At 63.6% G+C, this 12,401-nt stretch carries 12 protein-coding genes; 10 read left to right on the plus strand and 2 right to left on the minus strand.

The features are described from left to right. Window positions 1-60 precede the first annotated feature (60 nt). Window positions 61-987 (minus strand): LysR substrate-binding domain-containing protein, encoded by a 927-nt coding sequence (locus VLA07_RS23570; RefSeq protein ID WP_333991753.1) that lies wholly within the window; start codon window positions 985-987, stop codon window positions 61-63. Window positions 988-1,109: 122 nt separating this feature from the next. Between VLA07_RS23570 and VLA07_RS23575 the strand changes: the two genes are divergently transcribed. The 5 genes from VLA07_RS23575 (at window position 1,110) to phnE (ending at window position 4,908) form a co-directional block, all read left to right on the plus strand. Continuing rightward, window positions 1,110-1,508 (plus strand): RidA family protein, encoded by a 399-nt coding sequence (locus VLA07_RS23575; RefSeq protein ID WP_285375766.1) that lies wholly within the window; start codon window positions 1,110-1,112, stop codon window positions 1,506-1,508. A gap of 157 nt (window positions 1,509-1,665) precedes the next feature. Continuing rightward, entirely contained in the window at window positions 1,666-2,529 is an 864-nt protein-coding gene (locus tag VLA07_RS23580; RefSeq protein WP_041072554.1) for a putative selenate ABC transporter substrate-binding protein, read from the plus strand. Then, window positions 2,526-3,323, plus strand: a complete 798-nt coding sequence (locus tag VLA07_RS23585) for a phosphonate ABC transporter ATP-binding protein (protein WP_333991756.1) — start codon at window positions 2,526-2,528, stop codon at window positions 3,321-3,323. The genes VLA07_RS23580 and VLA07_RS23585 overlap by 4 nt, the downstream gene beginning before the upstream one ends. Continuing rightward, the gene (locus VLA07_RS23590) at window positions 3,317-4,144 is read left to right on the plus strand and encodes a PhnE/PtxC family ABC transporter permease (protein WP_103370548.1); all 828 of its coding nucleotides are present in this window, start codon (window positions 3,317-3,319) and stop codon (window positions 4,142-4,144) included. The genes VLA07_RS23585 and VLA07_RS23590 overlap by 7 nt, the downstream gene beginning before the upstream one ends. Continuing rightward, window positions 4,141-4,908 carry a phosphonate ABC transporter, permease protein PhnE gene (phnE, locus tag VLA07_RS23595; protein WP_247269059.1) on the plus strand — a complete coding sequence of 256 codons (768 nt, stop codon included), beginning with the start codon at window positions 4,141-4,143 and terminating at the stop codon, window positions 4,906-4,908. The genes VLA07_RS23590 and phnE overlap by 4 nt, the downstream gene beginning before the upstream one ends. A 10-nt stretch (window positions 4,909-4,918) precedes the next feature. Here the strand turns inward: phnE and VLA07_RS23600 are convergent, their stop codons facing one another. Next, the gene (locus tag VLA07_RS23600) at window positions 4,919-5,692 is read right to left on the minus strand and encodes an AraC family transcriptional regulator (RefSeq protein WP_333991762.1); all 774 of its coding nucleotides are present in this window, start codon (window positions 5,690-5,692) and stop codon (window positions 4,919-4,921) included. 200 nt (window positions 5,693-5,892) lie between these two features. Between VLA07_RS23600 and VLA07_RS23605 the strand changes: the two genes are divergently transcribed. The 5 genes from VLA07_RS23605 to VLA07_RS23625 are packed head-to-tail and all read left to right on the plus strand — an operon-like array spanning window position 5,893 to window position 12,370. After that, complete coding sequence (locus VLA07_RS23605; RefSeq protein ID WP_333991765.1) at window positions 5,893-7,521, plus strand: APC family permease; 1,629 nt, start codon at window positions 5,893-5,895, stop codon at window positions 7,519-7,521. Window positions 7,522-7,542: 21 nt separating this feature from the next. Beyond that, entirely contained in the window at window positions 7,543-8,469 is a 927-nt protein-coding gene (locus VLA07_RS23610; protein ID WP_333991767.1) for a 4-hydroxyproline epimerase, read from the plus strand. Between the two features lie 49 nt (window positions 8,470-8,518). After that, entirely contained in the window at window positions 8,519-9,466 is a 948-nt protein-coding gene (locus VLA07_RS23615) for a dihydrodipicolinate synthase family protein (RefSeq protein ID WP_333991769.1), read from the plus strand. 58 nt (window positions 9,467-9,524) lie between these two features. Then, window positions 9,525-11,102 carry an aldehyde dehydrogenase (NADP(+)) gene (locus VLA07_RS23620; RefSeq protein ID WP_333991772.1) on the plus strand — a complete coding sequence of 526 codons (1,578 nt, stop codon included), beginning with the start codon at window positions 9,525-9,527 and terminating at the stop codon, window positions 11,100-11,102. A gap of 2 nt (window positions 11,103-11,104) precedes the next feature. Further along, on the plus strand, window positions 11,105-12,370 hold the full coding sequence (locus VLA07_RS23625) for an NAD(P)/FAD-dependent oxidoreductase (protein WP_097089974.1): 1,266 nt from the start codon (window positions 11,105-11,107) through the stop codon (window positions 12,368-12,370). Window positions 12,371-12,401: the final 31 nt, after the last annotated feature.

Genomic DNA, 12,401 nt, shown 5'->3' on the forward strand with positions numbered 1-12,401 from the left:
TGTTGTTATGCGCCGATAGTTGGCTCGATGGGCCAAAGAGTCAATCATGCTTGCGATCGATCACTCAACCCGGCGAGCAACGAGCGGCGCATGTTGCGCCATCAGCTCCACGATCCAGTCAATGAACACCCGCAGTTTCAGGCTCACATGCCGGTTCGGCGGGTACGCCACGTAGAGCGGCATCGGCTCAAGTTGCCAGTCCTCGAACAGCGGCACCAACTCGCCCCGGGCCTGATGCGCGTGCGACATGTACCTGGGTAACCACAGCACGCCCATGCCGGCCAGACCTGCCGCAAGGTATGCGTTGCCGTCATCGACGGCGAGCACGTGGCGGCCCTTGATCTGCAGGTGCTCGCTGCCATTGTGCAAGGCGTAAGGCACCGGTTTGCCGGTGCGGGCCCAGAGAAAACCGACCACCCGATGATGCGAGTCCTCCAGCTCGCGTGGATGCTGCGGCGTGCCGGCACGGGCCAGGTAACTCGGCGCGGCGAAGACCCCGAGTTGAAGATCGGCCACCCGCCGCGCCATCAGTGACTGATCAAGCAATTCGCCGCCGCGCACCACGCAATCGACGTTCTCATCGATGATGTCGACGATGCGGTCGCTGACACCCATGTCGATCTGAATGTCCGGATAACGCGCATGAAACTCAGGCAATGCCGGCATCAGAATCAGCCTCGCCAGCGGGCTCGGCACATCTACGCGCAAGCGTCCTCTGGGCAATGCCGACGCGCCGGACAGACTGGTTTCGGCGTCGTCCATATCGGCCAACAGCTTGATCACTCGCTCGTAATAGATTGCGCCATCGGCAGTGACGTTGACCTTGCGCGTGGTGCGGTTGAGCAACCTGACCCGCAGCCGGGCTTCCAGTTGCTGGACGAGCTGAGTGACAGTGGTCTTGCTTATGTGCAAGGTCTCGGCAGCCTTGGTGAAACTGCCCGCCTCAACCACCCGGGCGAACGCCTGCATTGCATCGAAACGGTCCACTTTGCGCCCTCGGATTGTTTGGAATCTGCAAACAGTGAACGCCAAGCTTGCGCGTTTATCGCCACTGCGCAAGCCCCTACAGTCACTCCATCAGCAACCACCCAACAATGATGGAGACACCCATGACCCAGCGCGACGTCGTTTTCCCGCCAGCCCGCCATGCGCTTTACGAGCGCCATCGTTATTCGCCAGCGATTCGTTCCAACGGTTTTCTGTTTGTCTCGGGGCAAGTCGGCAGCCGTGTAGATGGTTCGCCCGAGCCGGATCTGCAGAACCAGGTGCGCCTGGCGTTCAATAACCTCAATGCGATCCTCGATGCCGCCGGTTGCAGCTTCGCCGATGCGGTGGACGTCACGGTGTTCATGATTGATCCGCAATCGACCTTCGAAACCATCTGGGAAGTGGTGCCGGAGTTCTGGGGCAGCGCACCGTATCCGACGATTACTGCGGTGGGCGTGACCTGGCTGGCCGGGTTTCAGTTCGAGATCAAGGTGATTGCCAAACTCCCGGAAACCCCATGATCGTAATCCGGGGTAAAACATCATCGGACACCGCTGCTGGCCTTTGACAGCGCCGCTGCGTATAACCTCGCCGTTTCGTCTAACCTGATTGAGCGCCCGCGCGCGACACCGCGCCCGGTGGCGCTTAGAATGCGACGCTCATGAAACGGAGATTTCCATGCTCAAACGAACCCTGGCACTGACTGCTGGTCTGGCCCTGTCTTTTTCTGCTCTGGTGGCGCATGCCGCCGATGTGTTGCGGGTCAGCGCGATTCCCGATGAAGCCCCGACCGAATTGCTGCGCAAGTTCGAGCCGCTCGGTGCGTACCTAGAGCAGCAGTTGGGCATGAAGGTGCAGTTCGTTCCCGTGGCCGACTATCCGGCCGTGGTCGAAGCGCTGGCGACCGACCGCCTCGACATGGCCTGGCTGGGTGGTTTCACCTTTGTTCAGGCACGCCTGAAGACCGACGCCACCACCCCGGTGATCCCGCTGGTGCAGCGCGAGCAGGATGCGCAGTTCACCAGCAAATTCATTACCGCCGACCCGAACGTCAAGAGCCTGGCCGACCTCAAGGGCAAGACCTTTGCCTTCGGCTCGGTGTCGTCCACCTCCGGCAGCCTGATGCCACGTTATTTCATGCTGAAGAACGACAACATCAAGCCTGAAGCCTATTTCAGCCGCGTTGCCTATTCCGGCGCGCACGATGCCACCGTGGCTTGGGTTCAGGCAGGCAAGGTCGATGCCGGTGTGCTGAACGCCAGCGTCTGGCAGAAACTGGTAGACGCCGGCAAGGTCGACACCAGCAAGGTCCACGTGTTCGCCACCACCCCGGCCTACTTCGATTACAACTGGACCGTGCGCGGCACCCTCGACCCGGCGCTGGCGGCGAAGATCAAAAAAGCCTTCCTCGACCTCGACCCGGCCAACCCGGAGCAGAAGAAGATTCTTGATCTGCAGGCGGCCAGCCGCTTCATCGACACCAAGCCCGAAAACTACAAGGGTATCGAGGAAGCTGCTCGCGCTGCCGATCTGTTGAAATGACCCTGAGCCTCAAACAAGCCAAACTGCACCACGTCAACGGGGTCGATGCGCTACGCGGCGTCGACCTGCAGATTGGCGCGGGCGAACAGGTGGCGATTATCGGCCCGTCCGGCGCCGGAAAATCCAGTCTGCTGAACTTGCTGGCCACCGCGTTGCGCCCCAGCAGCGGCGAAATCGAGGTGCTGGGCGAACGTCCCTGGCACCTCTCCACTCGTCAACGGCAACGCCTGCGTGCGCGCATCGGCCTGGTGCATCAAGCCCCACCGCTGCCGCCGCGCCAGCGCGTGGTAACGGCGGTGCTGGCCGGTAAACTCGGCCAATGGAGTTTGGGCAAGAGCCTGCTCAATCTGCTGCACCCGACGGATATTCCCGGCGCCCGTGCGGCCCTCGCCCGCCTGGATCTGGGCGACAAACTCTTCGCTTACTGCCAGCAATTGTCTGGCGGCCAATTGCAGCGCGTGGGTATTGCCCGGGTGCTGTATCAGGCGCCGGAGATTCTGCTGGCGGACGAACCGGTGTCGGCGATGGACCCAGTACTCGCCGGGCACACCCTGTCGATCCTCTCGCAGCACGCGCGGACGCATAACGTCACGCTGGTAGCGAGCCTGCATGCAGTGGAACTGGCGCTGGCGCACTTTCCGCGCATCATCGGTTTGCGCGACGGCCAGATCCTGTTTGACAGCCCGGCCGAACAGGTCAGCCGCGAGATGCTCGACACGCTGTACGTCAACGAGCAATTGCAAAGCCCGACGACGCCCAATGCGCCGCTGATTGTGCAGATCCCGCGATGCTGAGGGCCGATTCACGCGACCCGGCCGCCGCGCCGCGATTACTGCTGACCCTGCTGGCACTTGCCTTGCTGTGGCCGGGCATCCAGCTCAGCGAACTGGACCTTGGCGTGCTGCTGCACAGCGACAGCCAGACCGAAATGGGCCGCTTCATCTCCGGATTCTGGCCACCGGCGCATGACCACGATTTTCTCCAGTTGCTGCTCAAGGCGACCCTGCAAACACTGGCCATCGCCACCGCAGGTATGGCTCTGGCGCTGCTGCTGGCGGTACCGGCGAGCCTGATTGCCAGCCGCGCGCTGTCCTTGTCGGCGGCGTCCCGCGGCGGCATTCCCAGTCGGGTCGGAAGCTTGCTGCGCTGGCCGGTGCGCGGGCTGCTGATCTTCTTGCGCAGCGTGCCCGAGATTGTCTGGGCGCTGCTGTTTGTGCGTGCCGTGGGCCTCGGCCCGGCGGCCGGTGTGCTGGCAATCGCCATCACCTACAGCGGCATGCTCGGCAAGGTCTACGCGGAGATTTTCGAATCCACCGACCAACGCCCGGCGCACGCCTTGATGCAGGCCGGCAGCGGGCGGCTCGCGGCGTTCGCCTACGGGATTCTGCCGAATGTCGCGGCCGAGCTGCTGTCGTACACGGTGTATCGCTGGGAGTGCGCGATTCGTGCGTCGGTGGTGATGGGATTTGTCGGCGCCGGAGGCCTCGGCCAACAGATCGACCTGTCATTGCGCATGTTCGCCAGCGGTGAAGTGGCGAGCATGTTGCTGACCTTTTTGATTCTGGTGCTCGGCGCCGACCAACTCAGCCGCCTGCTGCGCTGGAGGCTGACATGAATCGCCTGATCAATCTGTTGCTGATCGTCGGCATTGGCGTCGCGGTTATCGCCTCGTTCGGTTACCTCGAACTCGATCTCGGTGAACTCGGCAGCGCCACCAGCCTCAAGCAGATGGGTGCCTACGCGCAGCGCTTTCTCAGCCCGGACCTGAGCGCCACGCATTTGCAGGCGATCCTCAAGGGCGCGCTGGAAACCCTCGCCATGTCGGCCCTCGGCACCCTGCTCGCGGCGGTGTTCGGCATCCTCCTCGCGCTGCCCGCCGCCGGACGTTTCGGCTGGCCGCTGCAAAGCACTTCGCGGCTGGTGCTCAACGGCCTGCGAGCGATTCCGGAATTGGTGTGGGCGGCGTTGATGGTGCTCGCCGCCGGCCTCGGCCCGAATGCCGGCACCCTGGCGCTGGCCCTGCACACCACCGGGGTGCTTGGCCGGTTGTTCGCCGAAGCGCTGGAAAATACCCCGCCGGAACCGGCCGAAGCGATCCGCTTGCAGGGCGGCAACCCGGTGCTCGCGTTCTGCTACGGCACCCTGCCCAACCTCGCCCCGCAGTTGCTCGCGTATTGCCTGTATCGCTGGGAAAACAACATTCGCATGGCCAGCGTGTTGGGCTTCGTCGGTGCCGGTGGTTTGGGGCAGATGTTGTATGTCAGCCTCAGCCTGTTTCAGGAAGCGCAGGCCAGTACGGTGATTCTGGCGATGCTGATTCTGGTGCTGGGCGTGGATTCGCTGAGTGCGTGGAGCCGGCAGCGCTGGGTCAAGGCCTGACGGGCAAGCCTCACTGCGCCGTCGCCAACCGGTACTGGCGCGGGGTGAATCCGGTGGAAGCCTTGAACTGCCGGGTGAACGCGCTGTGGTCGGTATAACCGCACTGCAGCGCCACTTCGGTGATCGGCAAGTCGCCGTGCAACAGCCGATGCGCGTGCTCAAGACGCACTTTCTGGATCATCTGCCGCGGCGTCAGGTGGAACACGCGCTTGCAGTAACGCTCCAGTTGCGCCACTGAAATCCCGGCGATGCGCGTCAGTTCGCTCAGGCTGACGCGCTGATTGAAGTTCGCCCGGATGTATTCATCCACCGCCGCCAGTCGCTGATACGCCGGATGAGTTTCGCTGGCGGTTTGCAGGTCGACGGAAATTCCCGCCAGGCCGATGATCCGGTTATCGCGGTCGTACAGCGGACGCTTGTGGGTCAGGCACCAGCCCGGTTCGCGGCTGCCGTACAGATGCAGTTCCAGCTGATCCTCCAGCACAAACCCCTCTTCCAGCACGCGCCGATCCTGCTCGGTGTAGCCCGGGCCCAATTGCGCCGGAAACACCTCGGCGCTGGTCTTGCCCAGTAACGGTCGCAGGTCTTTCAAACCGCAGCGCTGCACCAGCGTCTGGTTGGCCATGACATAGCGCGCCTGCAGATCCTTGATGAAGATCGCCGCGTTGGGAATCACGTCGAGCATCGGCAACAGCAGCGCCATGCTGGCGAGCAGATCGTCGAGGCATTGCGGTCGGCTCGCCTCGTTCTGCTGGCTCAGGATCGCAAACGCGTTCTGCGGCATGCCTCTCACTCCCCACTCGGCTTTATCACTTGCAGGCAGATTGCCCCATGGCTGACAGCCTGTCGAGCCGGGCCTTTGCCGTTGGCCATTGTGCTGATTTCGTCATCGTCACCGGCAAAAAACATCAATCGCCCATCGCCTGATGAGTTCACTGTAGCGCCACTGCACGCCCCTCCAACAACCAACAAGAAGGCGACGCTATGACAGGCCAAGGCAAGTTCAAGAAACAACTTTCACTGATAGACCTCACGTTCATCGGACTGGGGGCGATCTTCGGTTCGGGCTGGTTGTTCGCCGCCAGTCACGTGTCAGCCATCGCCGGCCCGGCGGGGATCTTTTCCTGGCTGCTCGGTGGTTTCGCCGTGTTGCTGCTGGGCATTGTCTACTGCGAATTGGGCGCCGCGTTGCCGCGTGCCGGTGGCGTGGTGCGTTACCCGGTTTACTCCCACGGCCCGCTGCTCGGGTACCTGATGGGTTTCATCACGCTGATCGCGTTTTCCAGTCTGGTGGCGATCGAAGTGGTCGCCTCGCGGCAATATGCGGCAGCGTGGTTTCCCGAGTTGACCAAGGCCGGCTCCAGCGACCCGACCGTGCTCGGGTGGTTCGTGCAGTTCGGGCTGTTGTGCCTGTTTTTCCTGCTCAATTACCGCAGCGTGAAGACCTTCGCCATGGCCAACAATCTGGTCAGCGTGTTCAAGTTCATCGTGCCGCTGCTGGTGATCGGCGTGCTGTTCACCTTCTTCAAACCGGCCAATTTCGAAGTGCATGGCTTTGCGCCGTTCGGTCTGTCCGGCATCGAAATGGCCGTGTCGGCCGGCGGGGTGATCTTCGCTTATCTGGGCCTGACGCCGATCATCTCCGTGGCCAGTGAAGTGAAGAATCCGCAACGCACGATCCCGATTGCGCTGATCCTGTCGGTGCTGCTGTCCACCGCGATTTACGTGTTGCTGCAAACCGCTTTCCTCGGCGGCATCCCGACCGAAATGCTCGCCAATGGCTGGGCCGGCGTCGCCAAGGAACTGGCCCTGCCGTATCGCGACATCGCCCTGGCACTGGGCGTCGGCTGGCTGGCGTATCTGGTGGTGGCCGATGCGGTGATCTCGCCCAGCGGCTGCGGCAACATCTACATGAACGCCACGCCACGGGTGATCTACGGCTGGGCGCAGACCGGGACGTTCTTCAAGATTTTCACCCGCATCGACGAAAAATCCGGCATCCCGCGCCCGGCGCTGTGGCTGACCTTTGGCCTGTCGGTGTTCTGGACCCTGCCGTTCCCGTCGTGGGAAGCTCTGATCAACGTGGTCTCCGCCGCGCTGGTATTGAGCTATGCGGTGGCGCCGGTGACGGTGGCCGCACTGCGCCGTAACGCGCCGGACATGCCGCGTCCGTTCCGGGTCAAGGGCATGAGCGTGCTTGGGCCGCTGTCGTTCATCATCGCCGCGCTGATTGTCTACTGGTCGGGCTGGGGCACCGTGTCGTGGTTGCTCGGCCTGCAAATCCTGATGTTTGTCATCTACCTGCTGTGCGGGCGCATGGTGCCGACCGCGCACCTGAATCTGGGCCAGCAAGTGCGCTCGTCGGCGTGGCTGATCGGCTTCTACGCCGTGACCATCGTCCTCTCCAAGCTCGGCAGTTTCGGCGGCATCGGCGTGCTCAGTCATCCGTTCGACACGGTGATCGTCGCGGTCTGCGCGCTGGGCATCTACTACTGGGGCGCCGCCACCGGCGTACCGGCACGCCTGATTCGTCTGGAAACCGAGGACGACGAAAGCGAAGCCGCTGAATCCTTCACCCATTCGGCAACGGGCCAGCGCCCTGCTCACGCCTGACCTTCACTCAAGGGACGAACCATGAAACGACTGCACATCATCGATTCCCACACTGGCGGTGAACCCACGCGCCTGGTGATGAAAGGCTTCCCCGAGCTGCCCGGCAACAGCATGGCCGAGAAGCGCGATGCCTTGCGCGAGGGCCACGATCAATGGCGCCGCGCCTGCCTGCTGGAGCCGCGTGGCAACGACGTGCTGGTCGGTGCGCTGTACTGCGCGCCGGTGTCGCCGGATGCCACCTGCGGGGTGATTTTCTTCAACAACGCCGGCTACCTCGGCATGTGCGGCCACGGCACCATCGGCCTGGTCAACTCGCTGCATTACCTGGGGCAGATCGAACCGGGCGTGCACAAGATTGACACGCCGGTCGGCCCGGTCAGCGCCACCCTGCACGAGGACGGCGCGGTGACTCTGGGCAACGTTCCGGCCTGGCGCTACCGCAAACAGGTGCCGGTGGACGTGCCCGGCTACGGTCGCGTGTTCGGCGACGTCGCCTGGGGCGGCAACTGGTTTTTCCTGGTTTCCGAGCACGGTCAGGACCTGCAGATGAGCAACGTCGAAGCCCTTACCGAGTACACCTGGGCGATGCTCAAGGCTCTCGAAGCCCAAGGCATCCACGGTGAGGACGGCGCGCTGATCGACCACGTCGAACTGTTTGCCGACGACGCCCACGCCGACAGCCGCAACTTCGTCATGTGCCCGGGCAAAGCCTACGACCGCTCCCCCTGCGGCACCGGCACCAGCGCCAAACTCGCCTGCCTGGCCGCTGACGGCAAACTCGCTGAAGGCCAGGTCTGGACCCAGGCCAGCATCACCGGCAGCCAGTTCGAAGGGCGCTTCGAATGGCACGGCGAGCGCGTGCGCCCGTTCATCACCGGCCGCGCCTACATGACCGCCGACGCCACCCTGCTGATCGACGAGCAGGATCCTTTCGCGTGGGGCATCTGACCTGCCCCGTTTTTTTCGACTTGAATGAATGTCCCGAGGAGCTACAACAATGAGCGATAACATCTTCACTGGCTGCATTCCCGCACTGATGACCCCGTGCACCGCCGCGCGTAAACCCGACTTCGACGCTTTGGTGGCCAAGGGTCGCGAGCTGATCGATATCGGCATGAGCGCCGTAGTTTACTGCGGCTCGATGGGCGACTGGCCGTTGCTGACCGAGGCCGAGCGTCAGGAAGGCGTGGCGCGTCTGGTGGCCGCCGGGGTACCGACCATCGTCGGCACTGGCGCGGTCAACAGCCGTGAAGCGGTGTCCCACGCTGCACACGCGGCGAAAGTCGGCGCCCATGGCCTGATGGTGATTCCACGTGTCTTGTCCCGTGGTGCTTCGGCCACCGCGCAAAAAGCCCACTTCGCCGCGATCCTCAACGCCGCGCCGAATTTGCCGGCGGTGATCTACAACAGCCCCTACTACGGCTTCGCCACCCGCGCCGAGCTGTTCTTCGAACTGCGCCGCGAACACCCGAACCTGATCGGCTTCAAGGAATTCGGTGGTGGCGCCGACTTGCGCTACGCCGCCGAAAACATCACCTCGCAGGACGATGCCGTGACCCTGATGGTCGGTGTCGATACCCAAGTGGTGCACGGGTTCGTCAACTGCAACGCCACCGGCGCGATCACCGGTATCGGCAACGCCCTGCCCTGCGAAGTGCTGCAACTGGTGGCGCTGAGCAAGCAAGCGGCCAAGGGCGACGCCAAGGCCCGGCGCCTGGCGCGCGAACTGGAAGCGGCACTGGCGGTGCTGTCGTCGTTCGATGAAGGCTGCGATCTGGTGCTGTATTACAAGCACCTGATGGTGCTCAACGGCGACCATGAATACGCCCTGCACTTCAACGAAACCGACGCCCTCAGCGATGCCCAGCGCCGTTACGCCGAGACCCAGTACGCGCTGTTCCGTCAGTGGTACAAAAACTGGTCCGCGGAACAGAACCTCGCCTGATCGCAGTCCCTGCCCCGGTGTGATGCCGGGGCTTCACCTCTTTTATCAAGGAAGCGTCATGACTCTGACAGGGCACATGTTGATCGGCGGCCGAGCCATCGCCGGCAGCCGTGAAGCGATCTGCGCGATCAATCCCGCCACCGACGCGGTGCTGGAACCGGCCTATGCCGGTGGCACTGCAGAACATGTCGAACAGGCCTGCGCACTGGCGTGGCAAGCCTTTGATCGTTATCGCGAGACGTCCCTCAACGCTCGCGCCGAATTTCTCGAAACCATCGCCAATGAGATCGAAGCCCTTGGCGATGCGCTGATCGACCGTGCCGTGGCCGAAACCGGCCTGCCACGCGCCCGTATCCAGGGCGAACGCGGGCGCACCTGCGAACAACTGCGCACCTTCGCCCGCACCGTGCGGGCCGGCGAATGGCTGGATGTTCGCGTCGATCAATCACAACCACAGCGCCAGCCGCTGCCACGTTCTGATTTGCGCCAGCGGCAGATTGCGCTGGGGCCAGTGGCGGTGTTTGGCGCCAGCAACTTTCCGCTGGCGTTCTCCGTGGCGGGCGGCGACACCGCGTCTGCACTGGCCGCCGGTTGCCCGGTAATCGTCAAGGCACACAGCGCGCATCCCGGCACCAGTGAACTGGTCGGCCAGGCGCTGACTCGCGCGGTGAAAAAATGCGGTTTGCCTGAAGGCGTGTTTTCGCTGCTGTTCGGTTCCGGCAACGAGGTCGGCATTGCGTTGGTCAGTGATTGGCGCATCAAGGCTGTGGGCTTCACCGGCTCGCGCAGTGGCGGCCTCGCCCTGAGCCGAGCGGCGCAAGCGCGGCCGGAACCGATTCCGGTGTACGCGGAAATGAGTTCGATCAATCCGGTGTTGCTGTTTCCCGCAGCGCTTGCCGCACGGGGCGAAGCGTTGGCGCAGGGCTTTGTCGCCTCGCTGACTCAAGGTGCCGGGCAGTTCTGTACCAATCCCGGGCTGGTCATCGCTCGCCAAGGGACGGCACTGGACGCTTTTATCGCGGCGGCCGCCGAGCTGATCCAGCGCAGCCCCGCGCAGACCATGCTCACGCCGGGGATCTTCCGCGCCTATTCAAGCGCAGTCGCCGCGTTGGCCGAACATCCGCAGGCGCAACGCGTGGCGAGCGGTCTAGCGGCTGAAGGCCCGAACCAGTGCCAGACGCAATTGTTCATGACTCAGGCGCAGGACTTCCTCGCCGACGCACGCCTGCAAGGTGAAATCTTTGGTGCCGCATCACTGTTCGTACAGTGCGCCAACGACGATGAAATCCGTCAGATCTGCGAACACCTCGAAGGCCAGTTGACCGCCACCCTGCACCTGGATGACGCCGATCTGGATCAAGCCCGGGCCTTGTTGCCGACACTGGAACGCAAGGCCGGACGCCTGCTGGTCAACGGCTGGCCGACCGGGGTCGAAGTGTGCGATGCGATGGTGCATGGCGGGCCGTTCCCGGCCACCTCGGATTCGCGCAGCACCTCGGTCGGCACGGCGGCGATCCTGCGTTTCCTGCGGCCGGTGTGTTATCAGGATTTCCCCGACAGCCTGCTGCCGCCGCCGCTGAAACAGGCAAATCCGCTGCAGCTACGACGCTTGCTCGACGGCCAGAGGGAAGCCTGAACATGCCCGACAACCTCACAACGGACAACGCCGACATCGCGGTGATCGGCGCCGGCATCATCGGCGTCGCCTGCGCTCTGCAACTCGCGCGTCAGGGTAAACGGGTGGTGGTCATCGACAAGCAGCCGCCCGGTCATGGCGCCTCGTTCGGCAACGCCGGGCATCTGGCCACCGAGCAGGTGTTTCCGATTGCCGATGCGTCGATCCTCAAGCGTCTGCCAGCGATGCTGATGGACCCGATGGGGCCGCTGCGCCTGGACTGGAAGTACCTGCCGTGCGCCGTGCCGTGGTTCAGCCGCCTGCTGCTGAACCTGCGCCCAGCTCCGTTTCAGCGCACCGTGGCCGGTTTGCGCGCGCTCAACGAAAGCAGCCTCGACGCCTGGAAGCGCCTGCTGCACAGCATCGCCCGCCCCGACCTGCTCAAGGAGGACGGCTCGCTGCTGGTGTTCGAGCGCGCCGAGTCGCGGCAAGCGATCGACGCCTTGCAGACTCGCATGCGTCAGCAACAGGTGCCCGTGGACTTCTGGTCGGCCAGCGCCGTGCGGGACACCGCGCCGCAGCTCAGCGAACAGATTCAGGGCGGGTTGTTCTACCCGCGCACCGGGCATTTTCTCGACCCGTATCAGGTGGTGTGCGAACTGGTGAGTGCGGCCAAAATGGCCGGCGTGCAGTTCATTCAGCAGGAGGTTCAGGGCGGCCAGTTGCAGGCGCATGGCGTGTCACTGATCACCGATCAGGGGCGTTTCACCGCGCGGCAGGTGCTGATCGCCTGTGGCGCGCATTCGGCGAAGCTCACCACTGCGCTGACCGGTAAACGCGTGCCGCTGGACACCGAGCGCGGCTATCACCTGATGTTGCCCCACGAGCACGAGCGACTGCCGTTCGCCGTCACGTCGCTGGAGCGCAAGTTCATCATGACGCCAATGGCCGGCGGCTTGCGCCTGGCCGGCACCGTTGAGTTCGCCGGTCTGGAGCGCCCGCCGTTTATGGAACGCGCCTGGCAGTTACACCGTTTGAGCAAGGGCTTATTCCGCCGTGATTTGAACGCTGAAGACGCGACGCCGTGGATGGGCTTTCGTCCGTCGCTGCCGGACTCGCTGCCGGTCATCGACAAGGTCGGCGACGGTAAAGTGCTGCTCGCGTTCGGGCATCAGCATTTGGGGCTGACGCAGGCGGCGGTGACTGCGCAGATGATTGCTCAGTTGGCGTCTCCCTCGACCAATGCCGGCGTGCCGACGATGGATGCCTATCGACTGGGTCGCTTCTGAGATACCGATGAAACGTTTTTGGTTTCATACT

Origin of the sequence: Pseudomonas sp. S3(2024) (assembly GCF_036861315.1) — a bacterium.
Classification (GTDB): Bacteria; Pseudomonadota; Gammaproteobacteria; order Pseudomonadales; family Pseudomonadaceae; genus Aquipseudomonas; species Aquipseudomonas putida_A.